Source organism: Microbacterium abyssi, assembly GCF_015277895.1.
Classification (GTDB): domain Bacteria; phylum Actinomycetota; class Actinomycetes; order Actinomycetales; family Microbacteriaceae; genus Microbacterium; species Microbacterium abyssi.
Window position 1 is genome coordinate 464007 of record NZ_CP063815.1, and the last position, 23880, is coordinate 487886.

Consider the following 23880-nt stretch of genomic DNA (forward strand, 5'->3'; position numbering starts at 1 on the left):
GACGCGCGCGGCATCCGCCTTCGATCTCGAGAATTCAGGATGTGCTCGCGCGCGTCCGCACACAGCAATGAGCAACACCATGAGCAACACCACCACCCATTCATCCATCCTCACCTGGAAACAGGCCGACGACGACGTGCACGTCGCCACCCGCGACGGCGAGTTCGCCGGCTTCGTCGAACTCGACGCCGACGGCCACGTCGTCCGCGACAACCACGGCGCCGAGCTCGGCTCCTTCGCGACCCTCGCCGATGCCCGTCACGCGCTCGAGGGCTCCACTCAGCGTCGCCCTCGCTCGTTCGTGCAGACCCTCCGCGGACACCTCAGCCGTACCGGAGTCTGACCGGGAGACAGCCCGACGTATACGCGGTGCCGTATACGGCCCGAGTTACCCTTGGACGAAGCGATCGGCAGCTGCCTTTGGCTTCACAGCTCAAGGGCTCCGATCGACAGGAGAGCATCATCTCCACTGCACAGGTCGAACAGACCGCAAGCACTCTTGGACGCGTACGCCAGACGTACTCCGGCAAGGCCGATTTCCCTCCGATGGCCAAGGCCTACCAGAACGTCTCACAGGTCGTTCGCGAGACGGGACTCCTGCAGCGCGCGCCGCGCTTCTACAGCTTCGTCGCCGCCGGCATCGCTCTCGCCCTCGGCGGAGCGGTCACCGGGTTCATCCTTCTCGGTGACAGCTGGTTCCAGCTCCTCATCGCGGGCGCGCTCGGCATCATCTTCACCCAGATCGCGTTTCTCGCTCATGAGGCCGCGCACCGGCAGATCCTGGCCTCGGGGCCCGCGAACTTCCGTCTCGCGCGCATTCTCGCCGGTTCCATCGGCATGAGCTATTCGTGGTGGGATTCCAAACACACCAAGCACCACGGCAACCCGAACATGGTCGGCCGAGACCCCGACATCGAGGTCGACACGATCTCGTTCCTCGAGGAGGATGCTGCGAAGTCACGCGGACTCATCCGCCTGATCACCCGCAAGCAGGGCTGGCTGTTCTTCCCGCTGCTCACGCTCGAGGGCCTGAACCTGCACTACCTCAGCATCAAGTACCTCCTCACCGAGAAGAAGGTCAAGGGACGGTGGATCGAGCTCGGCATCATCGCGCTGCGCTTCGCCATCCTGCTGACCCCGATCTTCCTGTTCCTGCCGCTGGGCATGGCCTTCGCCTTCGTGGGCGTGCAGATGGCGGTGTTCGGCGTCTACATGGGAGCGTCGTTCGCCCCGAACCACAAGGGCATGCCGATCATCGAACCGGGTGCCCGGCTCGACTTCTTCACGAAGCAGGTGCGCACCTCACGCAACATCAGCGGGGGCTGGTGGGCGACCTGGCTCATGGGCGGGCTGAACTACCAGGTGGAGCACCACCTGTTCCCGAGCATGCCGCGTCTGCACCTGTCGAAGGCCCGCGGAATCGTCCGCGACTACTGCGCGTCCAACGACGTTCCCTACACCGAGACCACGCTGATCCGCTCCTACGCGATCGTCATCGAGTACCTGAATCGCGTGGGACTCGCGGCGGGCGACCCGTTCGACTGCCCGGCGGTGGCGCAGTTCCAGCGGGCGTAGCGCCGGGACCGATCAGTCGTACAGATCGTCCGGCCACGCCTCGGGGAACGTGCCGTCTTCGGCGGCGGTCACCTGCTGCCACGGCGTGATGCCCTCCCAGCCGTTGCCCGTGCTGCGCAGGAACAGGACCACACTGTCATCCAGCTCGAACTGCGCCATGCTGTCGCTCGAGTCACCGCAACTGCGGGGGAGCGAGACGACGTCGATCGAATCCCCACCGCCGCCCTTCAGCCACTCGACGACCTCGACGGTCCAGATGTTCGCCGCCATGCCCTCATACTGCGTCGACCCGCTCTGTCCGGTGACCGACCCGAGAGCGACTGCGGATGCTTCGGCTGCGGCATCCGCGGGCGTCTCGAAGTACACCCAGTCGATGCAGGACTGGGACGTGACCACGCCAGGCACGCCGCATCCGCTGAAGGTGACCGCGAGCGCGCCGACGAGAGCGGTGGCGGCGAGTCCCCGGCGGAGCATGGGGCGATCATCCCACACGGGCTGGCGCGGCGGAATCAGCCGTAGGCTCGAAGCATGGCTGAGCTGCACGACCTGACCGCGATCGAGCAGCTGGCGGCCCTGCGGGCCCGCGAGATCAGCCCGGTCGAGCTCACCCGGCACTATCTCGACCGCATCGGCCGACTGGATGAGGGGCTCGGCGCGTTCGTCGAGGTGACGACGGATGCCGCGCTCACCCGCGCTCGCGGCCTGGCTGATGCCGAACCCGCCGGTGCCCTCTGGGGGCTGCCGTTCGGCGACAAGGACCTCGTGCCTCGGGCCGGTGTGCCGACCCGCTTCGGCTCGCGCTTGCACCGCGACTTCGTGCCCGATTCCACCGCCGATCAGGCCGCCGTGCTCGATGAGGCCGGCGGCATCAGTCTCGGCAAGACCAGCACACCGGAGTTCGGTCTCACCGGGTACACCGAGACGCAGTTCGGTCCGCCCGCCCGCGACCCGTGGAATCCCGCGAACGGTGCCGGAGGCTCGAGCGGTGGAGCCGCGACTGCGGTGGCGGCGGGACTACTGCCGCTCGCCCCGGCATCGGATGGCGGTGGGTCGATCCGCATCCCGGCCGCGACCGTCGGTGTCGTCGGCATCAAGCCCTCGCGCGGGCGGGTGCCGTTCGCGTCGGGGCTCGACAGCCCCGGCGGGCTGCCGGTCGCAGGTCCCATCGCCCGGACCGTGGCCGACGCGGCGCTGCTGCTCGACGTGCAGGTCGCCGGTCGCCCTCATCCGTACGCGACGGTGGCACCGCACGCCGGGCCGTTCCTTGACGCGGCGCAAGTCGCGGCCACAACGGCATCCGCTCGAGTCGGCGTCACCACGGTCTCGCCGTGGGATGACGCCGAAGACATCCGGCTCGACCCCGAAGCGGCGCGCGCCGTGGCGATCGCGGCGGATCTGCTGGCGGATACCGGCACGGCCGTCGACGCGTTGGACTGGCGTCCGCGCGGCTACGCCGAGATGTTCACGACGATCTGGCGCACCAGCGCAGCGCGGATGACGCTCACGGATGCCGAGCTGGACCTCGTCGAGCCGATCACCGCCTGGCTGGTGCGCGAAGGGCGGCGGCTCACCGGAGCGGAGGTGCTCGCCGCGCTCGCCGCGGCGACGGTGTTCGAGCGCGAGACGATCACGGCGTTCGCGCCGTTCGACGCCGTGCTGACGCCCGCGCTCGCGCTCCCGCCGCAGCCGATCGGCTGGTTCGATGCCCAGGATGCGGCGCGGAACTTCTCGCAGCAGGTGCAGTACGCGCCGTACTCGAGTTTCGTGAACGTCGCCGGCCTGCCGGCGATCGTCGTGCCGGTGACGCCGGACGCGACCGGACATCCGGTGAGCGTGCAGCTGATCGGGCGGCCCGGCGGTGAGGCGGCCATCATCGCGCTCGCCGCCGCGTTGGAGGAGCGGGTCGGACGGCTGCCGCATCCGCCCGTGTGGAGTCTCAGCGCCTGAGGCGGGCGCGCGACTTCGAGACGGTGGAGAGTGTGGCGCGCAGCGGCGTGCCGAGGTAGAGACCCAGCGAGGCGCCGGCAGCGAGTCCGATCCCGATGGAGCCGGCGAGCACGAGCGGACTTACGCCGACCAGCATTCCCTCGGCTGTCCCATCGGAGTCGACGATGCCGAGCAGGCCGCGGAAGACCGCAGTACCCGGCACGAGCGGGACGATCGCCGCGGTCGTGACCGCGACCGAGGGCACGTGCACGCCGCGCGCCGTGAGGATGCCGATGAAGCTCGCCAGCAGCGCGCCGATGGCGCTCGCGCCGCCGGGCTGGACGCCCAGCGCGATCGTCGCACTGTACGCCAGGATCGCCAGAGTGCTGAGGACCGCGCTGATGAGGATGATGCGAACGCCAGCGCCGTTGAACAGCGCGACCGCGACCGAGATGATGATCGCGCCGCCGATCTGCGCCACGACGGATCCGAACGGGATCGCATCGGTCGGCAGGGGGATGCTGATGCCGACGAGACGCGAGAGCTCGAGGCCGATGAGGATGCCGAGTACCACGCCGAGTGTCTGCATCGTCAGGTCGAGGATGCGTCCGCCCGCTGTCAGCATGAAGCCGTCGATGGCGTCCTGTGCGGCGCCGACGACGGTGAGCCCGGAGAGCATGAGCACGATTCCCGAGGCGACGATGATCGACGGCTCCACGGCGACGAAGGGCGGGATGCCCGCGGCGCCGAGCGCGGAGACGACGGTCGTGACGGCCGTGATGACGAACCCGCCGGCGATCTGGCTGAAGAACAGCGGCACCTGCAGTCGTGCGAGCCCGGCCTGGGTGAAGGCGGCGCCGAGCGCGGCGAGGAAGCTCAACAGGATGATGATCGGGGAGGCGTCATAGAGGATGGCGACGCCTACCGTGAGCAGGGCGCGGGCGAAGATGACGACGATCGGGCGGTAGAGGAAGGGCGTGCGCCGAATGACCCGGAACGCCAGTCGTGCCTCATCGAGATCCATGCCGTCGCTGATGTCGACGAGCAGCGCCTGGAGTCGCTGCAGCTTCGCGTAGTCGGGGGAGGCGGCGCGCACGACCCGGATCATCGTGGTCGGCCAGTCCTCCTCGCCGCGGTGGTACGAGACGCTGATCGCGTTGAAGTTGACGTCCACGTGCACGCCGGTGAGGCCGTAGACGCGAGCGACGCGGATGATGGCGAATGTCACGTCGTGCGCCGACGCGCCGACGGCGAACATCGATTCGCCGAGCCGCAGCGCGAGGTCGAGGATCTTGACGACCACCGTCTCGTTCAGGACGGTGTACGCCTCGGTGAGCGCGACCTTGTCGGGGTCGGTCCGGATCGCGCGGCGCACGGAGTTCAGCAGGTGGAAGCGTCGTTCTGTGGCCATGTCTCCATTGTCTCGAGTCGTGGCGGCGGTGTCGGCATCCGGTCGGGGATGCCGGGGGTCAGCGGGCGAGCCTCGAGATCAGGTTCGCGATCTCGTCGACATCCGCGGCGGTTACGGCGACGAGCGGGTAGGCGTCCTCGTCCTCCGGATCCTCGATGTGGACGAGGTGCAGTCCGTGCGCGCCGAGGAGCTCGTTCGCACGGTTGACGGCGGCGGTGAGATCATCGACGTCGCCTACCTCGTCGACATCGACTCCGGTGCGGAACACGCGGGGCAGGGCGGGGAGGGCCTCGGCCAGTTCGACGCCGGTGTCGCCGAGATCGAGATAAGCGAGAGCGCCGGCATCATCGAGCGCGTCGATGAGCGCGTCCCACGGATCGTCGCCCGCTTCGACGGCGTCGAGTACGGCGGGCGCGAACTCGGGGTCTTCGTCCAGCAGGTTGCACAGACGGGTCCAGTCTTCGATCGTGTCGGTCATGAGTCCTCGTTCCGCTCTGATGTCTGCTTCGGCGTCCTGTCAGGACCAGAATCGTCTGGCGTGCGGCATGAGCTCCAGCATCCCGTTCCCATCGAGAATCACGTGCCGCTCGTCGATGCCGAACGAGGGCCACTGCACGACCAGTTCGATAGGGCCAGGGGGAGGCGCGGGCCAGAGCCACAACCCGTCGCTTCCAGAGTACGAGTTCCCGTCTCCACCGCCTCCGCCGCCTCGGCGGTTCAAGGTGTGATGCGTCGGCGCGACCATCGGATCGCCGTCGCCGAAGAACCGCGAGTGGTCTGCGAGAACTCGTTCACCGTCGCCCAGCACGAGGCCGAACCGGAGACGGCCTCCCGGATCCGACGGGCCTCCCCACGGTTGGTGCTCCATGAAGGTTCCGCACAATTCGTTCCACTCCCGCGCCGGGAGGCCGTTGCGCCGCAGGCGGCGTTCGATGCGGAACTCGACACCGTCGCTGTACACCGCGGCGCCCATCAGGGCGATGGCGACATGATCCGTCGTTGCAAGGATCTCGGAGGCGGGAAAGAGCGAGGGCAGCTCGTCTTCGGGCGCTGACCACCACCGCGGCTGGTTCGACTCGCGCTCCTCGGGTTCGGGAATCTCGGGGTCCGGCGGGAAGAACGTCATGTCGACAGACGATCACATGTGCTCAGGTGCGCACAAGAGTCGGTCGCGTCGCGTCGGATCGCGGCTACGGAAGCGGTACGGGATGCAGTCGCGTGATCTCGCGTGTCGACAGATCGATCATCACCGCAGTGTCCTCGGGGATCCGCGTCCACCCCTCCGCGTCGACGCCGCTGGAGATGACGTGGACGGCGTCGTCGGTGATGCGGTAGTCCATCGCGTAATACTCGGTCGCGTGACTGGCAGGCATCGCCTCGACTGATTCGAAGAGCTCTCGGAGGGATTCGACGGGCGAATCGACACGGCTGTTGATGTGAATCGCGAACAGCCTGCTCGGCGTCAGGAGCAGCGCGTTGAGGCTCGAGTTCGGGAACTCGCGCACAAGGATCTCGAGCGCACGCGTGACGCCTTCGGCTTCGTCGCCGTGCGCCTCGTCGATGCACTGCATGATCAGACGGAAGTAGCGCTCGCTGTCGGTGTCGCCGACGAGCTTCGTTCGCGAAGACGGACTGAGCTGCGCCTCGAGGTGATCGATCGGCGCGATGTGGCCATTGTGGGCGAACGCGTACCCGGTATCGGTGAACGGGTGGGTGTTCTCCGGCGAGACCGGCAGCCCACCCGTCGCCCAGCGCAGATGCACGAGTCCGCAGCATCCGAGCGCCTGTTCCGAGAGCGCCTTGTACTGCGGATCTATCGACGCGTTGCGCGCCGACGAGACCGCCTCGGTCTCGTCACCGAGCGAGCGATGCCACGCCATTCCCCACCCATCGCTGTGCACCTCCGTGAGCGCGGTGAAGGTGTCGAAGTCGTCGCGTCCGAGAACGTCGACGACCGAAGTCGGGCGGGTGGTGACGTAGCCAAGCAGTCGGCACACAGTGCGGGTCTCCTCTCGTTGACCCCATCGAGCCTGCTCCCATCGGGGCGATGAGGCAACCTCATACGGCAGGGTGCGCTGTGCGCGCAATCCCTTCGGCCCGATTCGGGTCGGCTGGCACACTGGGGCCATGCGTACCGTCGGTGTGGAAGAAGAACTGCTGCTCGTGGATGCCGAGAGCGGGCGACCGCTGTCGGTGGCCGCGCGCACGTTGCGATTCGCGGCCGAAGCCGCCGAGCCCGTCGATGCCACCTCGGACGATGTGCCGGGAGGATCCCTCGAGCACGAGCTTCAGCAACAGCAGGTTGAGACCGACACGGTTCCGCACACCGACATGGCAGCGCTCGGCGACGGCGTTCGTGCGTGGCGTGACCACGCGATCACCGCGGCACGTCGTGCAGGTGCACGGGTGATCGCCTCGGGAACGTCACCGTTGCCGGTGGGTGCCGCGGTCGTCGGCAAACCCCGATACCTGCAGATGGTGGAGCACTTCGGGCTCACGACGAGCGAGCAGCTCACGGGAGCGTGTCATGTGCACGTTTCCGTGGAGTCCGATGACGAGGGCATCGGGGTGCTCGACCGCATCCGGGGCTGGTTGCCGCAGTTGCTGGCGTTGAGCGCGAACTCGCCGTTCTGGCGAGGCGAGGACACGAAATACGCGAGTTTTCGCTCGCAGGCGATCGTACGCTGGCCGACGGCCGGTCCGACGGAGACGTTCGGGACTGCCGAGCGCTATCACGAGCTCGTCGCGTCGATGATCGCGTCGGGTGCCATTCTCGACGAGGGCATGATCTACTTCGACGCGCGCCTGTCGCACCATTATCCGACGGTGGAGATCCGCGTCGCGGACGTCTGCCCGGATGCCGCGGACACCGTGCTCATCGCGGCGCTGTGCCGCGGCCTCGTCGACACGGCTGCGGCAGCTTGGCGCGCGGAGGACGAGCCGACGCCTCTCGCGGTCTCGATGCTCCGGCTCATGAGCTGGCAGGCAGGCCGGTACGGCATCGAGGGCGACCTGATCGACCCGCGAACGCTCAAGCCGCGCCCGGCACGCGAGATCGTCGGCGATCTCGTCGATCACGTGCGGGATGCTCTGCGCGAGAACGGGGATGAGGCGTTCGTCGAGGAACAGATCGAGCGGATCTTCGCACGCGGAAACGGTGCGATGCGCCAGCGCGCGATGCTCGAGAAGACCGGGCAGCTGAGCGATGTCGTCGCGGAGCTGGCGAGGGTCACCGCCGGTCTCGACGACTGAGCCTCGACTCGAGGCACAAAGAAACCCCCGTGAGTAGAAGCCTCACGAGGGTCTCAGTGGCTCCGACGGGCGTCGATCCCGTGACCTCACGATTTTCAGTTAGATTTCGTGGGTCAGCGGGTACCCGTTGGTCGCCGTTTGCCCCGTGATTCCGCGGAAGTTGTCATCGTTGGTCGTGGCTGGTTGAGAGTGGTTTCAGCGGAGGTACCGGCACAGAACCGGCACACATTCTTCCTCCTACCCCTAAAGCGCCGGAACCTCAGTCCAGTCATCCGTCGGATGTTCTTCGCGCGCCATCATCATCGCGTAGTGCTGGTTCTGTTTGGTCTCCGCAAAGATGCGCTCGAACACGCTGAGGTAGGTCTCGACCGAGTGCATGGAGGGTGAATGATCGTTGTCATCAAAGATGCTGTGCGAGCCGCCATTCGCCCACATGAAGAGTGAGTGACAGATGAGCCGGTCGTCGCCCGTGAACTTGTCGAGGATGCTGTCCTGACCAACGTCGCCGAGAACGTTGAAGTAGGTCTCCAGGATTCGACGCATCGTGTTTTCAAGCCCGATCGGCGTCTCATATCCCCCAGCACGTCCCGCGTTCCGTACTTCGTCCCAGAGCCTCCCGTATGAGGACTTGATGGGATTCGTATCAAAGGGCTCTATGGCGTGAGCGCGGTCGGCGTACTTCCGGATTGTGAAGTAACGCCGACGCCTATCCGGCTTCCGGCTGCGCTGGTACGTGATCTCCTTGTGGAAATGGACGTTGTGCGTCAGAATCACTACCTGCGCGACCAGCCCATCGCCCTTCATCGCCTCGTCCACAAGACCGCGGATCAGCGCGCTCACGACCACCATGACATCGCTATCCATCGAAGAAATCGGATCATCGATGACGGCGAGAATCGGTGCAGTCGAACCACCAGTGCGAGTACTCCGGAGCAGGTGATAGTAGTACAGGAAAGATAGGAAGGTTCGTTCCCCTTCGCTAAGTGAACCGGCATCGAATGCCCCGTCACTCCGGGTGATCGTGTAGCCGTCTTCAAGCTCGTCTGACGCAGCGAGCCGGAACGAGGTGAACCCCGTGTCCGAGAGCACTCGATTCATGCGTTCGATCGTTGGCTTGCTCGAAACCAATTGTGCGCTGAGGGCCAACTCTCGACGCACGATGTCAGCAAGCTCTTCGGTGACCGCCTGCAAAGCGGCCTCGATGCCTGAAACTGCGGGTTCGAGCCGGTCCACGTCTCGTTGGTACGCGGCAAGTTCTGAGTTCACCACATAAGCCGCGAAGTAGTTCCAGCATCGCTCGACCAACAAGGGTCGTGCTTGCGCTCGTGTTCGCACGCGCGTGTTGTGCTCGTCGATCGCCGCATTTGCTGCAGTGAACACTGCGTTGATTCGCTCGATCTCGGTCGTGAGATCGTCGATGGAGACTTCCGTGGAGGGCGAGGCGAGTTTCTGATGTATCGAGACTCGAATCTTTTCGACGGCGAGTTCGAGTGCTGACGCGGGCGCTTCGAGCGCTGCTGTATTGAGGTGGGGACTGTGACCCTCAAGTAGGCGGCGAACCGTTCCGAGAATCGCCTCGGTCTGCCTCGCGAACGCCTCCTCGAAGCGCTGGAGCTTCTCGACTTGATCCTCGTAGGACCGGTCGAACAACTCCTCCAGGTGGTGCACGAAATCCGAGGGAGTTTCTTGCTGGCAGAACGGGCAGACGCCGTCGGCTTGTTCGACGAACTTGCGACCGGCGGACACCCAGTCCGCGTTTCCAAGTCGCTGCACGAGGTCGCTGAGCCTTGCGTCTTCGCTGCCCACCACTCTCTTTGCGAAGAGGTCATAGCCTGGAATTGCCTCGACCCGGAGCACGGTGAGCGGTGCGAATCTGGATGCCTCTGTCGCTTGGTCGTTGAAGACGCTCTGCGCCTCAGCAATCAGTACTGCCTCATCGGCGTCGGTCGCTCCTGATACAGCCGACGCCGCCTCCAGCAATCTCGTCACGAACCGATCCTTCGAACCATTGAACCCGTCAAAAGCAGTTGTCAGTTCAGGCGCGAGGTCACTCCGTTTGCCCCAAACATCGTCGGTCAACCGTCGCTTTGCGGATGCCAGTTCGTCTCGGTGCTTCGTGAGGTTAGACGCAGTGCGCTTCTTCTTCGTCTCCGCCTTGGGCTTCTCGCCGTTCTCACCAACTATCGCCTCCAGCGCAGTGCGCTTCTCAACGTTTTCCTCACCGAGAAGGAACACACCCTCCAAACGCGAGTATTGTTCGATGACCTTCTCGACGAAGTCCCTGTTGTAGACCTGCACATCGAGTGGCGTGTCGTCCTTCCAATGGTGCTTCGTGCCGGGGAATCGCGATGGGTCTGCAAGCGCACGACTGATCGAGGTTTTCCCCGAGCCATTCGGGCCGAACACGAACGTGGCAACGCCGAAGGGCGCCACCGGTAGCGGATCAGCACCCAAACACGCCACCCCTGAGACGGTTAAAGATTCAAGCACCGACGACCTCCAGTGGCGGCAGCCCGCCGACGATCTTGACGGTCTCGACGCTGACCGTGGTAATGCGCTGCAGGAGTTCGAGGATGTAGCGCTGGTTGCCGTGCTCGTCGCCCCAGGCGTTCGGGTCATTGACGATCCCGGATGCCTTGTCGGGCCTCACCTGGTAGCGCTCGAGAACCCAGTCCAACGCCGAGCGAGAGCCGAGCATGTACTCGTGAGCCTCGACTGGGATGCCTGAGACGGTGATGTCGTCGTTGTAGATGACGGTGCTCTTGTCATCGACCTTCTTGCCGTCCTCAGTCTTCTTGCCGTAGCGCATCTTCGTCACACGCAGCGGGGCGCCCTCGCGCTCCGTGACCGTCAGCGGATATTTGGGCACGTTCTCGTAATCCAGATGGAACGCAGAAAGCTCCCGACCGGCCTTCACGAACTCCCGGAAGGCCTTCACCTTCGGGATCCGCGGCAGCATCTTCTTCAGATCGGACTCGAACTCGGCGCGGTACTCGGGTGAGTGGAGCAAGCCGTAAATGTAGAAGAAGATGTCGTCCTTCGTCACGCTCTTTCCATAGGCGTCCCGGTAGTCGCGCAGGATCTCGTCGGTGATGTTGTCGACGCGCTCGTATTTTGGCGCGTCCTCGCCTGTACCACTGAGGTCCAGCCTGCCCTCGATCTCATCGAAGACCGGGAGGGTTCCGGAGCCGGGAAACAGGGTCGTCGGGTCGTCCTCGATCTCCCGGTAGGCGTAGCGGGGGAAGAACTGGCCCCCGCTGCCGGCTCCAGTCAAGTGGAGATCGGGGGTACAGTCGAGCATCATCGTAGAGAACGCGACAACCGACCCCACACCTGTCACATAGATCCCAAGGTTCGAGGCTCCAGCGGTCGGAAAAGCCTGCCTCAGTTGGCCTTGGCGGTGGTTGAGAATCGGATCGAAGTAGAGGTGCTGCTTGAAGAACGGGCGATACATGCCGACGTACTCAAGGTGCTTCTTCACTACCTGGGCTGTTGTGTCTCGTACGAACTCGGCGCGCAAGGTGCTCGTCCACTTGATCTCCGACTCGGGCTGACGGGTGAAGGCAGCCGCATCCTTTGGTGAGCCCGCATCTCGCCATACCTGTCGAGCATCCTGGAAGGCAGAGATCATCTCCGTGACCTGCTGCTTCAGCGGCGCCGACGCAGAGGAGTACACCCATGCGTCTCGCCCCGTCTCGACGCCTCTGGAGAAGACATCAAACACCCGGGTCTCGCGTGCCTTCGCCTTGTCCTTCTCGCCGATGGGCGCGAACCCCGCGAACGCACCGCTGCGCTTACCGATCCAGTCGCCTTCGGGCGACGACTCGAGCTGCTTCCACGGCATCGCGCTCACTGAGCCGAAGCCAGCGATCTTGCCCAGCTTTTGCTCAGTCGTGAGGTAGTCGCCGATGTCGTAGTAGTAGAGCTTCCCCGGAGCGTGTTGCTTCGGGTTCTTCACGAGCAGCAGGATTGCGATCGTGGTTCGCGACCCCTGCCCGAATACGTTGTCCTTCTCCTTTCGACGCTGCTCGCCAGAACCGCGTGCGTGACCTCGCAGGTTGAAAACGTACACGCTGGTGAACTCGTCAATTAGTGAGAGTCTGAGGCCATCCGCGGTATTCCCGTCGATGTACCCGCCGTTGGAAACGTAGGCGACGATGCCCTCGTCGCCGATCCGATCGGACGCCCAACGGATCGCCCTGATGTAGCTGTCGTAGAGGTTGTTCTTGTTTTTGGCCGTCGACCTTGCCGCGTACGTGTCGCGAATACTCTCGTCAAGGGTCTTGTAGTGGTTGTTCGCGTTGTCGTCGTTGCCCGAGCTCTGCCCCTTGGAGTACGGCGGGTTGCCGATCACGACTCGGATGTCGCGCTCCTTCTGCGCGATCACACGGTCGTTGTTGGCCGCGAAGACGCCGAGGTCGTCCATCTTGTCGTCGTCCTCGAACATCTGGAAGGTGTCCGTGAGCACGATGCCGTCGAAGGGCACGTAGTTGCCGCCCTGCAGCGAGTGGTAGGTCTCTTCGATGTTGATCGCCGCCACGTAGTACGCCAGCAGCACGATCTCGTTCGCGTGCAGCTCGTAGCGGTACTTCCGCGCTAGATCAGTCTGCTTGATGAGCCCGGACTGCAGCAGCCGCACCATGAAGGTCCCGGTCCCGGTGAACGGGTCCAGCACGTGTACACCCTCATCCGAGAGCGATGAGCCGAACTCGTCCTTCAGAATGTCCTCGACGGAGTGGATGATGAAGTCCACGATCTCGTTGGGCGTGTAGACGATGCCGAGCTTCTCGCTGGTCTTGGAGAAAGCGGTGGAGAAGAACTTCTCGTAGAGCTCCTTGACGATCGTCTGCTTCGCACCGGCGTCATCGATACCCGCTGCTCGAGTCCTCACACTTTCGTAGAACTGCTCGAGCTTGTCGGTCTCGTTCTCGAGATTCTGGCCGTCAAGCACCTCGACCATCCGGTTCATCACCTGCGATACTGGGTTGTTCTCGCTGAACGCGTACCCCTCGAACAGGGCATCGAACACCGGCTGCGTGATCAGGTGCTGCGAGAGCATCTGCACCGCGTCGTCGTGGGTGATGTCCGGGTTCAGATTCAGCCGGAGCCCTTCGGTGAACGCCTCGAACTCCTCGTGGATCAACTTGTTCTCACCCCCGACGAGCGCGTTGATCCGATCGGAGTGAGCTTGGGCAATTTCGGCAACATCCGTCGCCCAGTTCTCCCAGTAGCGTCGCTGACCGACCTTCTGCACGATCTTGGAGAGGATCGCATCACGCCAGGCTTCGATCTTCGAGAAGTCAAGCTGCAGCGCACCCTGGACCTTGTCGGCGCCCTTGGTTGCGGAGTCTTCCTCGTCGTCGCTCTTGCCGCCGCCCGCGCCGATCACATCGACCATGAGCCGGTTGGTCTTCTTCGTGAGGTCGATCTTGTTGACCTCTGCATCGAACCGCTCATCGTGTGCTCGTAGAGCCTGGAGCACCTGCCAGACGACTCGGTACTTGTCGTTGTTATTCAGCGCTTCGTCGGGTTCGACGCCACCGGGAATCGCGATCGGGAGGATCACGTACCCGAACTTCTTTCCCGCCATCTTGCGCATGACGCGACCGACCGACTGCACCACATCCACGACCGACTTGCGCGGGTTCATGAACATCACCGCGTCGAGCGCCGGAACGTCCACACCCTCGGATAGGCACTTCGCGTTGGAGAGGATGCGGACGGTGCTCTCTGGCGACGACTCCTTGAGCCAGTCGAGCTTCTCGTTTCGCACGAGCATCGACTGCGTGCCGTCAACGTGACGGGCTTCGGCGTTGAGCAACCGAGAGGTGTCCGCGCCTAACCCCGCAATGCGCTCGATCTCACCCTCAACGACTTGCTGGAAAGCATCCGCGAGCTTGCGTGAGGTCGCGATGTCCTTCGCGAACATGACCGCACGCTGCATCGGCGAGGGGTCATCCTCGTACTCTCCGGGGATCACCGACCGCTTCGAGAGTCCATTCCAGGTTCCGACGATCTTCGCGGTGTCTTCCATGGCGAGTTCGTAGCCGTCCTGCGACATGAGCGACTGGAACTCCCGCGCGACGAAGCCCTCGTCCACAGCGAGAACAAGCACCTTGTAGTCGGTGAGGCGACCCATGCTGACTGCCTGACCGAAGCCGAGCCGGTGGAACTCCGGTCCGTAGACCGCCTCGTCATCCATGTCGGCGAGCTTCGCGCCGATCTCCCCCGCCTTCTTGCGAGTGCCATCCGAAAAGATGCGCGGCGTTGCGGTCATGTAGAGGCGCTTCTTGCCCTGCACGAAGCTCTGGTCGTGCACCTTCATAAACGCTGACTCATCGTCGTCCGACATCGCAGCGCCCGTCGTCCGGTGCGCCTCGTCGCTGACGATCAGGTCGAACTCGGGCAGCCCCATTCCCTGCGCCTTCGAGATCACGGGGAGCGACTGGTACGTCGAGAAGATCACGGTGAGTTTGTCGGAGCCGTCACCCTGCGAGAACTGCTTGACGAGCGCCGAAGCGTTCGTCGTCGCGGGGAATGCAAGGTCAGTGATCGGGATGTCTTCCTCGGTGCGACGCTTACCGACCGACACGTCCGAGCACACCGCGAACGAGCGGATCGGCACCTCTGCCTGGATCGTCCACTCCTTGAGCGTCTGAGACAACAGAGCAATCGATGGCATCAGGAACAGCACGGTTCCGCCCAGCGGCACGACCTTCTCCGCGAGGCGCAGCGACGTGAAGGTCTTCCCCGTGCCGCACGCCATGATGAGCTTCCCGCGGTCGCGTTCGGCGAAGCCCGCGACGACATCGTCAATGGCGGTGCGCTGGTAGTCGAACGGGGTCTTGAGGCGCTTCTTTTCGAGCTTCGCGGGCTCGTTCCACACAAACTGCGACCAGTCGATCGACGAGTCATCGAGGTCTTGAACGCGCAGACGCTCGATGGGGATCGACTGCCCCGAGATCGCGTCCTCGGCGTTCTTCCCCCACTTGTCTGAGGTCGAGATCACCAGTCGCCCGGCGAACTCAGGAATGTAGTCGACTGTCATCTTGCCGGAGGCAGAAAGGAAGGAGTCGAGCATCGGCTTCGTCACAGTGGTCGTAGGCGCGAAAAACTTGCACTGGATCGCGGTGAGCTCTCCCGTGTCTCGATTGCGGGCGACTAGGTCGACTCCCGTGTCAGTGCGGTTGCCACGCTCTGGGTACTCCGACCAACGCCAGACCCGGTCATACAGTTCGGCGTACTGCGGCTCGGTGCGGAGAAACGCCTGCATGAGCCTCTCGAAGTGCGAGCCTTTGTCGTACTCGTCGAAGGCAACCTTGCGGTATTGGTCGAGCACGTCGTGGATGCTCGCGATTGAGGAGTTTGTCATTTGAACCGCGTTCGCTATGTAGTCGGTTGGTCAGCTACAACTTACCGAGAAGTGGGCCGATGGATCTTCGGTGGAGAGGGTGCGTTCGGCGAGGAGCGCCCGGACCGCAGCGGAGCGAGGACCGGACGCACCGCAGACGGACGCACCCTCTCCGATAGCCGGCCGTCAGGCCGGCCTTGAACGAGTAAAGAAAGTTCTCACAGCTCGACCTCGTCTTGAGCGAGGAGCGACCTCACTCCGTAAGATGTCTAGATGACTGAGTTCCCGATCGATACTCTCCGAGCAGTGGTACGCGCTGATACTCGACCGGCGTATGCGCAGATTGCGGATCAACTCCGGCGAGTGATCCGTGATTCGAAGCTTGAGCCCGGCACGCAGTTGCCTTCGGAGCCTGATCTCGTGAAGCGATTTGGTGTTTCGCGTATGACGGTCCGCGAGGGGCTGCGCGTGCTGCGGCAAGATGACGTTCTTCGTGTTCAGCATGGAGTGGGTGTATTCGTGGGGGAGCGGCGATCCGTTGGATCCGTCCAGGCGGGTGGAGCAATGATGCCTTCAGAGCCATCGTGGCGGGAAGCTGTCGCGGGGGCGCTACAGGTTGATCCGCAAGTCTCGCCGGTTGAGTCAGGCATCGAGATGTGGGCCGAATCACTCATGGAGCGACCGCATGCTGAGCTCTCCTCGATCCGACTCCGGATTGAGGATCTGAACCTGCGACCAGAGGTCGTCACGATCGTTGTTCCCGGTGCTGAAGGTCGTGCGGTTGACGCCGCTTTGCGGGCGATTGAGCAAGCATCGAGCTGGGTGGTGTCCGTCCGCGCGGCTGGGGCCGGCGATGGGAGTCGGCAAGAAGGCGATCTGATCGTCACCCGTGTCGGGCGCAGCGATGGCGAAGAGGCGCCTCTACTTCTAGCGCGAAGCCAACGCGCAGGCTCCTGGGCAGTCACGACAATCGAACGTCAATAGGCACCTCTTGACAGCTCATCTATATGTCTGTCAGTCTTAACTCATCTAGACGAGTAGACGCCTAGATGTTCTCAAATCCAAAGGAGCCATTATGGCAATTCAGTCAGCAATCCCGGTCAGCTTCGAGACCTATTTCCCTCAGGGCGCATACGTCGTGGGTGAAGTCGAGCAGGTCATGAAGTGGTCCGACGACGGCAAGCAGCAGGGTCAGGATCTCGACAAGAACACGGGCCACCCGATGTGGCGGGTGCGTGTCTTCGACGCGGATCCGGCAGCCAAGAGGGGGCAGGGGGAGGTCATGGTCAAGATCGCGAGCATCTCCGAGCCCCAGCTGCCGCCCGCGCTCAACGGACTCCCGTTCCGCCCGGTCATCTTCGAAGGGCTGGCCGTCATGCCGTACACGCCCGATACCCCGGGACGCAGCCGAGTGGCGTACTCGCTCCGCGCTCGCGAGATGAAGGCGGCGCCCAAGCCTCGGGGGAGTGAGTAATGGGTGAGTCCGTCCCACGCCAGCTGCGCAGCTGGGGAGATGAAGTCAGCATCCTCGTTCGACGATGGTGGTGGGCCGCAGTGCTCGTTCTCGTGATCTCGTGGCTGCCGCCCGTCCCCGTGGTGCAGGCCGCATTCACGATCGGCTGCCTGGCGCTCGTGGCCCTGGTTGGCATCTGGTTCTTCATTACCGCTCGGCGGATGCCGCGAAGCTCCGACGACAGGTGGAGGCGCGACGTGTCGCGACAGATCGTCTCGACCTGGTCCAACACGTCAATGAATCTCGGGCTGTCGGTGCGAGATCACGTGACGGGCGGGCCGATCATCCCGGGCATAAGCGAGCCGATCTGGAACGGATCGACGTGTGCGCTCGGCGTCGCACTGCCGCAGGGGCTGGGGCGTGAGCATCTCCATGCTCAGGCGGATCTCCTCGCCCAGGCATTCGGCGCTCAGCGAGCAATTGTCGAGGGCAAGCACATTGGCGCGCTTGTACTTCGACTTGAGTACGGCGATGCGCTCGAGGAGCCATTCGTACTCGACCTCCCCATCGCATGGGATGGCAAGACGGTCCCAATGGGTCTGAACGCCAGCGGCGCCCTGTGGTCGATTCGCCTCGGCGCGCACACGCTCGTTGCTGGCGCATCAGGCAGCGGAAAAGCGTCGCTCGTCTGGGGCATGCTGCTAGGCCTCGCTGAGCCGATCCATGCTGGTCTCGTCGAGGTCTGGGGAATCGATCGCAAGGGCGGTATGGAGCTGGCGCTCGGCCAGTCGTTGCTCACGCGATTCGCATCGGATGCCGAACGATCAGTGATCGTCCTGGAGGAGGCTGTCGAGGCGATGCAGCAGCGCGCTCGGGACCTCGCTGGCAAGACACGTCAACACGTAGCGAGCATCGACAGCCCGACCGTCATGATCCTGATCGACGAGCTCGCAGCGCTCACCGCATATGAGACCGATCGCGATCGCCTGCGCCGAGCGAACGCAGCACTCGCAACGCTCGCATCACAAGGCCGAGCCGTGGGATTCATGGTCTTCGCGTGCCTCCAGGATCCCCGCAAGGAGACGCTTCCTGCTCGTGGGCTTTTCACGCAGACGGTCGGTCTCCGACTGCGTGACCGCATGGAGACGGCGATGGTGCTCGGGGATGGTGCTGTCGCAGCCGGAGCGCGATGCCATGAGATCTCGCCCGATACGCAGGGGGTCGCATACGTGCTCCCCGACGATGGGCGTCCGCCCGAGCGAGTTCGTGCCGGATTGATCACCGACGACATGATCCGCGACATCGCGTCGAGGTTCGCCGCACCGCGGCAGATCCCGGTCGTGGTCCCTGAACCTCCTGCATCAACGGAACGTCCACCACGTGCGCCTCGGGCCCCGCGTCGCACTCCACGAAAGGAAGCCGCATCATGAAGAACTCGACGACCGTACTTGTGCTCGCTGCCGCGAGCTTGGTGATGCTCGCGGGATGCTCGACACAAGCCGCAGAAGACGCAGCGCCCGTGGCGACGCCAGCACCCACGTCGCCGACGTTCACTTGCAATCTCGGATGGAAGCACGGTGCCGATCCGACCAACATCCTCGCGCGATACGACGAACCGACGGGGGATGAGTGGGAGGAGGACTACGGTGCGCACGTCGCGAACCCGGAGTGCACGGATCTGCAGATTCTCGAATGGCAAAAACTGCGCCGTGAAGCTGGCGAGAGCGATGAGATTTGCCGTGTAACGATTGCATTCACCGCTGATCAGGCGCATGTCCTCGGTTGCGTTGTCCCCGTCCTGGTGGTCAGCGATGCTTCTTGACGAATCTGTCGCCCGCCGGCTGCGCAGCGAGGGCTACGACCGCTGGATGCGCAACCTCGCGTCGACGGGATACTGTCACAACCCGGTGCGGCTCGTGGGCTCCTCCACGACGCTGCGCGAGGCATCCGGCGAAGTGCTGTCGGAGTACGCATCAGCGAACGAACCAGACGGCGTCACCTTCACTCGTTGCGGCAACCGCCGCGCGACCCGCTGCGAGTCGTGCAGTCACGAGTACAAGGGCGACACCTGGCACATGATCATGGCGGGTGCCGCTGGCGGCATGAAGGACGTCCCGGAGGATGTCTCCGAGCATCCGATGGTCTTCCTGACGCTGACGGCGCCCTCCTTCGGGACGGTGCATTCGACCGCCACCGATCGGCGCAGCGGGGTCTGCGAGCATGGCAACCCGACCGGATGCCGTTGCCACCACGACGACGATGATCCTCGTCGGGGCGATGCCGTTTGCGCTCAGTGCTATGACTATGCGGGTCACATCGCGTGGCAGTTCCACGCTCCTGAGTTGTGGCGACGGTTCACGATTCGGCTCAGGCGTGAACTGGCTCGCTCCCTCGGGATGACCCAGCGCGTAGCTGCTCGCGTCGTGCGTCTGCAGTTCGCAAAGGTCGCCGAGTTCCAGCGACGGGGCGTCGTGCACTTTCATGCGATCGTCCGGTTGGACGGTGTCCATCCCGAGCAGATGTTTCCCGTCCCTCCTGTCGCCGTAACCACCGAGCATCTCGTCGCTGCCGTCCACGCTGCGGTCCGTAAGACCTCGGTCACGGCCGCGCCGCTTCCGGGCGACGAACATGCTCGAGTTCTTCACTGGGGCAAGCAATTCGATGTCCGACCAATCGTCCGTCGGGAGGGACTTGACGGTTCTCTCTCGGATCGTGCAGTCGCTGCGTACATCGCTAAGTACGCGACGAAGGCGACCGAAGACCTCGAGCCGACAGGCGAAGGACGAGATCACATCAAGCGCATCAAGTCGATGGTTCGCGACCTCGCCACTCAAGTCGATCCGGATGGGCCATACACGCAGCTTCATCGCTGGGACGGGATGCTCGGATTCCGCGGACACTTCTCGACCAAGTCGCGCCGGTACTCGGTGACGCTCAGCTCGCTCCGTGGTGCGCGTCGCACGTGGAGGTTGAAGCACCTGCTCGCCAAGACCAAACCGACCGAGGAGATTGCACCTGACGAGGTGCTCGTCATCGGCTCATGGTCGTACGCAGGCATGGGCTGGCTCACTGACGGTGACCGAGCGCTCGCGACAGAGGCCGCCGAAGCAGCGCGACAGTGGCGCCAGCACCGCGCTCACGATCGAAAGAACCCACCCAACGAAAGGAGTACGACATGACCATCCAGACGCTCATCGAAGACACCGAGATCGTCGAGCACGTCGAGCAGAACGACTATTTGACCCGTCGCGAGGCAGCCTCACTCTGCCGCGTGCCGCTGTCTACGTTCGACTCGCTGCGCAGGCAGAACCGCTTCCCGTTCCCGGACGCGCACATGGGCAAGCACATGCTGTGGCGGGCGTCGACGGTCGCCGCCTTCCTCGAGGCGGGAGGGACTGGCCGTGTCGGCTGATCGTGACGCACGGATCGACCCGAAGACGCGTCGGCCGCTCCCGGAGGGGATTCGGTTCCGCAAGGATCGGGGCAAGTATCAAGTGCGGGTGTGGGGGATCGGGCTTAACGGGGAGCAGCGCGAGCGGAGCTTCTATGCCGACACCCTCGCGGCGGCCAAGAAGATTCGCAATGAGTCTGTAGTCCGGAATCACCCGGACGGCGACATGACGCTTGCTCAGTGGCACAGGCGGTACTGGCCTGTGCTTCAGGGCAGCATTCGCGCATCGACTGCTCGCGCCTACGAGCGTGGCTGGCGTCTGCGGGTCAAACCTTGGCTGGGGCACATCAAACTCGAGAACCTGACGGCCGGGAAGATCGAAGAGGCCATGGCGGGGTGGACGGGCCAGTCGTCGACGCTCATCGATGCTCTCTCGGTGCTGAGTCGCCTACTCGACGGCGCGGTCCGTGCGCGACTGGTGCCGCTAAATCAAGCACGGCTTGCGCGGCGTCCGAGGTCGGATACGTCGATTAGCTTGCGGTCTCGGGCACTGACTGCCGCGGAAGTACCGATCCTTCTGGCTGCGATCGATGATGTGCACTACCGGCGCTACATCGCCTCCCTCGTCTATACCGGCATGCGTGCCAACGAGGCGACGGCGCTGCGCATCGAGGATGTCGATCTTGCGCACCGAACGATTCATGTGCGCCGCGCTTTCAGCATTGGTGCGGATGGCCTAGGCGTGGAACTGACTCCGAAGGGGCATACGGAGCGAGATGTTCCGATACCGACGCCACTCGTTGCTTTGTTGACGGATGCCATGTCGGGCAAGCGTCGCGGCGACCTTCTCTTCACCGGACCGAGGGGCGGGCGAATCAACGCTTCCAACGTCCGGCGTGCGGTCGACTGGAAGACGCTGCGTAGAAAGCTGTACCGGGACGATCTACGTATCCACGATCTGCGGCACACCTTCGCGACCATGATGTTCGACGCTGGGGCGTCCGCGAACGACGTGCAAGCCATCCTCGGCCACTCGACCATGCAGATGACCGAGCGCTACAGCCGGGCTCGCTCCGATGCTGCCCAGCGCGCTGCGGCCGCAATTGACTCTCTGTTCGGCAAGGGGGAGTGATGAACGCTCGCGACGATCTCGAGCGCCTGCTCGCGAACCCTGAATGCTATGCGATCCTCGTCAACGCGCTGGAGGACTACGCCGGAACGCTGAGAGGTCACGTTGAGACCTTCGTGAACGAGGCTGAAGCTGCGTACTTCGAGCGGTGCATTCAACACGTAGAGGTGCTGCGGGACGTGTTCGAGCGCTGGCCGTGATCTTTCTTCGGAGTCCGGTGTCCGCGAACCGCTGATTCGACGGCTTATATGAGGAAGGCGCGAGAGGAGCGCCCACAACAAGGAGGAGGATCTCATGGGACATTGGCTGCGAGTAGTCGTGAAGGTGTCGAACAACGTTGGCGATGTGCAGGGGTGGCTGGTCGGCCCCGATACTGAGCTTGAGGTGATTCCCGGGGCAGGAGATCTTCTCTCGTTTGACGACGATCGAGCAGCCGCGCTAAGCACAGTCCTCGGCTCGGGTCCGTTCGTGGTTCAGGCGCGACACTTCCGGACCGCTGTCGAGAAGCGCGACGGCCTGGCGGCTCGCATCGTTGTGGGTGCGAGGGCGGAGGAGCAGCTTGAATTGCTTCGACGCAGGGACGAGTGGCTTGACTTCTCGACCGCAGCGGTCGGGTGTGTGTACGGAGGCTGCGTACGAGACCGGAAGCGGGAAGCGGACAGCGCACTCTGGACCTGCACGACATCGGGTCACAACCTTTGCCTCAGTTGCGATCGTCCGGTTCGCGGGTCGATGGCCTTCTGCGCTTACCATGATGCATCCGAGTTCTGACCGCCACGTTGGCGATGACGGGGAGCGAATGTGAGCGACTTCGACTTCGACGCGATCGACTTCGTGACGAGTGACCACCACTTCGGTCACGCACGGATCAGCGAACTCGCCGGCCGGCCTTTCTCGTCGGTCGATGAGATGAACGCTGTGATGATCGAACGATGGAATGCGCTCGTGAAGCCGGATGAGGTAGTGCTGCACCTCGGGGATCTTGCCCTCGGCCCTATCGAGCAGAGCGTCGGACTCACGTCGCGGCTGAACGGCAAGCGCCTTCTCGTCCCGGGGAATCATGACCGTGTCTCCCCAGCGACGCAGTCGAACCGGGCGATTGAGCGATTTCGACCGATCTACGAGGACGCTGGCTGGACGGTTCTTCCTGAGGTTGTCGAGGGCACGCGTCACGGCGCACGGCTCCTGGCCTCACACTATCCGTATGCGGGCGACAGCACCGGCGTCGAGCGTCACAGTTCGCATCGTCCCGCCGACGCCGGTATTCCGCTGATCCACGGACACACGCACGAGAACGACTTCGGGCCGCATGGCTCGCACGAGTTTCACGTCGGTGTAGATGCCTTCGGCTTCGCGCCGATCCAGTTCGAACTGATCGACGCTTGGCTCGAAGACTTGCGCCGCGAAGAAGAGAGCATCGCTGCGATCGTGCGTGAACGTACGGTTGCAGGCGAGAGTACCCCGCTGGATGAGCTGGCCCGCGAGTTTGGTGTCGATCTCGGCGGGGGAGACGCAGTCTAGGATTGCTCGATCTCGGAGGGTTACGCTTCAGTGCGTCCCGAGGTAGCCTGCCAGGTTATGAAAAAACACGAAGCTACCACGGTCGAGATCGACGGTGAGATCCACGAAGTCATCTTCGTTGGTGATCTCAGCGATGCGGAGCGGGCCGCTCAAGATATTCCCCCGAGGGGAACGAAGTGTGCCTGTGATCGCTGCACATGCGAGAACGAGGGTGATGCCGGAACCATCGAACACCCGATATGCGGATGCTGTCGTGCCGACTGTCCAGACGTGCATCCCGACGCCGAGATCAACGCAAAATGAGGGGCAACCGGCCCCAGACCGGCCCAAGCGCCTCTGACGGGCCTGCTCTGGTGGGATTCGCTCGCTCAACGATCGGCGTGAGTCTGGGCCCTTCGATAAGCTCAGGGACCTAAGCCGCCGACTCTGGAAACCCGCCCCCATCAGGGCAAAGCAAAACCCCCGCCATGTAGAAGCTAGGCGAGGGTTTCTAGGATCACTGTAATGATGACCCCTGTGGCTCCGACGGGCGTCGATCCCGTGACCTCACGATTTTCAGTCGTGCGCTCTACCAACTGAGCTACAGAGCCATGCGGCACATCGTAAATCCGCCGCATCCTAGACGAAAGGCCCTCTTCGAAAAAAGGGCCCGTCGCATAGAGCGACCCTGACGGGACTTGAACCCGCGACCTCCGCCGTGACAGGGCGGCACGCTAACCAACTGCGCTACAGGGCCATACTTTTAAATTGTATCGGATGGAGTGACCCCAACGGGATTCGAACCCGTGCTACCGCCGTGAAAGGGCGGCGTCCTAGGCCGCTAAACGATGGGGCCGAAGGGCGTCCCGGGGGACTTCCTTGCCGACGCTCA

21 protein-coding genes and 3 tRNA genes are annotated in these 23880 nt (G+C 63.8%); 13 read left to right on the forward strand and 11 right to left on the reverse strand.

Going from position 1 to position 23880, the window contains the following annotated elements:
• The first annotated feature begins 79 nt into the window (after window positions 1-79).
• Window positions 80-343, forward strand: a complete 264-nt coding sequence (locus IM776_RS02215) for a hypothetical protein (RefSeq protein WP_194421459.1) — start codon at window positions 80-82, stop codon at window positions 341-343.
• 116 nt (window positions 344-459) lie between these two features.
• The gene (locus IM776_RS02220) at window positions 460-1575 is read left to right on the forward strand and encodes a fatty acid desaturase family protein (RefSeq protein ID WP_228480009.1); all 1116 of its coding nucleotides are present in this window, start codon (window positions 460-462) and stop codon (window positions 1573-1575) included.
• 12 nt (window positions 1576-1587) lie between these two features.
• On the opposite strand, the gene IM776_RS02225 is transcribed toward IM776_RS02220, so the two are convergent.
• Window positions 1588-2049, reverse strand: coding sequence for a hypothetical protein (locus IM776_RS02225; protein ID WP_194421460.1), 462 nt, complete (start codon window positions 2047-2049; stop codon window positions 1588-1590).
• A 54-nt stretch (window positions 2050-2103) separates the two neighbouring features.
• Between IM776_RS02225 and IM776_RS02230 the strand changes: the two genes are divergently transcribed.
• Window positions 2104-3522 carry an amidase gene (locus IM776_RS02230; protein ID WP_194421461.1) on the forward strand — a complete coding sequence of 473 codons (1419 nt, stop codon included), beginning with the start codon at window positions 2104-2106 and terminating at the stop codon, window positions 3520-3522.
• Here the strand turns inward: IM776_RS02230 and IM776_RS02235 are convergent.
• The 4 genes from IM776_RS02235 to IM776_RS02250 all read right to left on the reverse strand — a co-directional run bounded on the left by IM776_RS02235 (window position 3512) and on the right by IM776_RS02250 (window position 6909).
• Window positions 3512-4912, reverse strand: a complete 1401-nt coding sequence (locus tag IM776_RS02235) for a threonine/serine exporter family protein (RefSeq protein ID WP_194421462.1) — start codon at window positions 4910-4912, stop codon at window positions 3512-3514. The genes IM776_RS02230 and IM776_RS02235 overlap by 11 nt on opposite strands.
• 58 nt (window positions 4913-4970) lie before the next feature.
• Window positions 4971-5390, reverse strand: coding sequence for a DUF6630 family protein (locus IM776_RS02240; RefSeq protein WP_194421463.1), 420 nt, complete (start codon window positions 5388-5390; stop codon window positions 4971-4973).
• A 39-nt stretch (window positions 5391-5429) separates the two neighbouring features.
• A complete protein-coding gene (locus tag IM776_RS02245; protein WP_194421464.1) occupies window positions 5430-6038 on the reverse strand; it encodes a hypothetical protein in 609 nt (202 codons plus the stop codon).
• Between the two features lie 64 nt (window positions 6039-6102).
• Window positions 6103-6909: a class II glutamine amidotransferase gene (locus IM776_RS02250; protein ID WP_194421465.1), complete on the reverse strand. Its 807-nt coding sequence runs from the start codon at window positions 6907-6909 to the stop codon at window positions 6103-6105.
• 130 nt (window positions 6910-7039) lie between these two features.
• Here IM776_RS02250 and IM776_RS02255 point away from each other — a divergent pair, with 130 nt between their 5' ends.
• Window positions 7040-8164 (forward strand): carboxylate-amine ligase, encoded by a 1125-nt coding sequence (locus IM776_RS02255; protein WP_194421466.1) that lies wholly within the window; start codon window positions 7040-7042, stop codon window positions 8162-8164.
• 243 nt (window positions 8165-8407) lie between these two features.
• Here IM776_RS02255 and IM776_RS02260 read toward each other — a convergent pair whose 3' ends face one another.
• Both IM776_RS02260 and IM776_RS02265 read right to left on the reverse strand, forming a co-directional pair.
• Window positions 8408-10597, reverse strand: a complete 2190-nt coding sequence (locus tag IM776_RS02260; protein ID WP_194421467.1) for an AAA family ATPase — start codon at window positions 10595-10597, stop codon at window positions 8408-8410.
• A gap of 49 nt (window positions 10598-10646) precedes the next feature.
• Window positions 10647-15536 carry a DEAD/DEAH box helicase gene (locus tag IM776_RS02265; protein WP_194421468.1) on the reverse strand — a complete coding sequence of 1630 codons (4890 nt, stop codon included), beginning with the start codon at window positions 15534-15536 and terminating at the stop codon, window positions 10647-10649.
• 252 nt (window positions 15537-15788) lie between these two features.
• On the opposite strand from IM776_RS02265, the gene IM776_RS02270 reads away from it, so the two are divergent.
• From IM776_RS02270 to IM776_RS02310, 9 genes are all read left to right on the forward strand, one after another.
• Window positions 15789-16499, forward strand: coding sequence for a GntR family transcriptional regulator (locus IM776_RS02270; protein WP_194421469.1), 711 nt, complete (start codon window positions 15789-15791; stop codon window positions 16497-16499).
• A gap of 91 nt (window positions 16500-16590) precedes the next feature.
• Window positions 16591-16989, forward strand: a complete 399-nt coding sequence (locus IM776_RS02275) for a plasmid replication, integration and excision activator (protein WP_194421470.1) — start codon at window positions 16591-16593, stop codon at window positions 16987-16989.
• On the forward strand, window positions 16989-18398 hold the full coding sequence (locus IM776_RS02280; protein WP_194421471.1) for an FtsK/SpoIIIE domain-containing protein: 1410 nt from the start codon (window positions 16989-16991) through the stop codon (window positions 18396-18398). The genes IM776_RS02275 and IM776_RS02280 overlap by 1 nt, the downstream gene beginning before the upstream one ends.
• A complete protein-coding gene (locus IM776_RS02285; RefSeq protein WP_194421472.1) occupies window positions 18395-18790 on the forward strand; it encodes a hypothetical protein in 396 nt (131 codons plus the stop codon). Before IM776_RS02280 ends, IM776_RS02285 begins: the two co-directional genes overlap by 4 nt.
• Window positions 18780-20147 (forward strand): replication initiator, encoded by a 1368-nt coding sequence (locus IM776_RS02290; RefSeq protein WP_194421473.1) that lies wholly within the window; start codon window positions 18780-18782, stop codon window positions 20145-20147. The genes IM776_RS02285 and IM776_RS02290 overlap by 11 nt, the downstream gene beginning before the upstream one ends.
• Window positions 20144-20380, forward strand: a complete 237-nt coding sequence (locus tag IM776_RS02295; protein ID WP_194421474.1) for a helix-turn-helix transcriptional regulator — start codon at window positions 20144-20146, stop codon at window positions 20378-20380. The genes IM776_RS02290 and IM776_RS02295 overlap by 4 nt, the downstream gene beginning before the upstream one ends.
• Window positions 20370-21491 (forward strand): tyrosine-type recombinase/integrase, encoded by a 1122-nt coding sequence (locus IM776_RS02300; protein ID WP_194421475.1) that lies wholly within the window; start codon window positions 20370-20372, stop codon window positions 21489-21491. The genes IM776_RS02295 and IM776_RS02300 overlap by 11 nt, the downstream gene beginning before the upstream one ends.
• Entirely contained in the window at window positions 21491-21688 is a 198-nt protein-coding gene (locus tag IM776_RS02305) for a hypothetical protein (protein ID WP_194421476.1), read from the forward strand. Before IM776_RS02300 ends, IM776_RS02305 begins: the two co-directional genes overlap by 1 nt.
• A gap of 601 nt (window positions 21689-22289) precedes the next feature.
• On the forward strand, window positions 22290-23009 hold the full coding sequence (locus tag IM776_RS02310) for a hypothetical protein (protein WP_194421477.1): 720 nt from the start codon (window positions 22290-22292) through the stop codon (window positions 23007-23009).
• Window positions 23010-23036: 27 nt separating this feature from the next.
• On the opposite strand, the gene IM776_RS02315 is transcribed toward IM776_RS02310, so the two are convergent.
• From IM776_RS02315 to IM776_RS02330, 4 genes are all read right to left on the reverse strand, one after another.
• A complete protein-coding gene (locus IM776_RS02315; protein ID WP_194421478.1) occupies window positions 23037-23285 on the reverse strand; it encodes a hypothetical protein in 249 nt (82 codons plus the stop codon).
• A 241-nt stretch (window positions 23286-23526) separates the two neighbouring features.
• Window positions 23527-23599 (reverse strand) — tRNA-Phe (locus tag IM776_RS02320).
• A gap of 72 nt (window positions 23600-23671) precedes the next feature.
• Window positions 23672-23745 (reverse strand) — tRNA-Asp (locus tag IM776_RS02325).
• Window positions 23746-23771: 26 nt separating this feature from the next.
• Window positions 23772-23844: transfer RNA gene (locus IM776_RS02330), tRNA-Glu, on the reverse strand.
• Window positions 23845-23880: the final 36 nt, after the last annotated feature.

Bases quoted from the DNA above. Each gene is read 5' to 3' on its own strand.
- IM776_RS02215 (WP_194421459.1), top strand. From the start codon at position 80: ATGAGCAACACCACCACCCATTCATCCATCCTCACCTGGAAACAGGCC.
- IM776_RS02225 (WP_194421460.1), bottom strand. From the start codon at position 2,049: ATGCTCCGCCGGGGACTCGCCGCCACCGCTCTCGTCGGCGCGCTCGCG.
- IM776_RS02230 (WP_194421461.1), top strand. From the start codon at position 2,104: ATGGCTGAGCTGCACGACCTGACCGCGATCGAGCAGCTGGCGGCCCTG.
- IM776_RS02235 (WP_194421462.1), bottom strand. From the start codon at position 4,912: ATGGCCACAGAACGACGCTTCCACCTGCTGAACTCCGTGCGCCGCGCG.
- IM776_RS02240 (WP_194421463.1), bottom strand. From the start codon at position 5,390: ATGACCGACACGATCGAAGACTGGACCCGTCTGTGCAACCTGCTGGAC.
- IM776_RS02245 (WP_194421464.1), bottom strand. From the start codon at position 6,038: ATGACGTTCTTCCCGCCGGACCCCGAGATTCCCGAACCCGAGGAGCGC.
- IM776_RS02255 (WP_194421466.1), top strand. From the start codon at position 7,040: ATGCGTACCGTCGGTGTGGAAGAAGAACTGCTGCTCGTGGATGCCGAG.
- IM776_RS02265 (WP_194421468.1), bottom strand. From the start codon at position 15,536: ATGACAAACTCCTCAATCGCGAGCATCCACGACGTGCTCGACCAATAC.
- IM776_RS02270 (WP_194421469.1), top strand. From the start codon at position 15,789: ATGACTGAGTTCCCGATCGATACTCTCCGAGCAGTGGTACGCGCTGAT.
- IM776_RS02275 (WP_194421470.1), top strand. From the start codon at position 16,591: ATGGCAATTCAGTCAGCAATCCCGGTCAGCTTCGAGACCTATTTCCCT.
- IM776_RS02280 (WP_194421471.1), top strand. From the start codon at position 16,989: ATGGGTGAGTCCGTCCCACGCCAGCTGCGCAGCTGGGGAGATGAAGTC.
- IM776_RS02285 (WP_194421472.1), top strand. From the start codon at position 18,395: ATGAAGAACTCGACGACCGTACTTGTGCTCGCTGCCGCGAGCTTGGTG.
- IM776_RS02290 (WP_194421473.1), top strand. From the start codon at position 18,780: ATGCTTCTTGACGAATCTGTCGCCCGCCGGCTGCGCAGCGAGGGCTAC.
- IM776_RS02295 (WP_194421474.1), top strand. From the start codon at position 20,144: ATGACCATCCAGACGCTCATCGAAGACACCGAGATCGTCGAGCACGTC.
- IM776_RS02305 (WP_194421476.1), top strand. From the start codon at position 21,491: ATGAACGCTCGCGACGATCTCGAGCGCCTGCTCGCGAACCCTGAATGC.
- IM776_RS02315 (WP_194421478.1), bottom strand. From the start codon at position 23,285: ATGCACGTCTGGACAGTCGGCACGACAGCATCCGCATATCGGGTGTTC.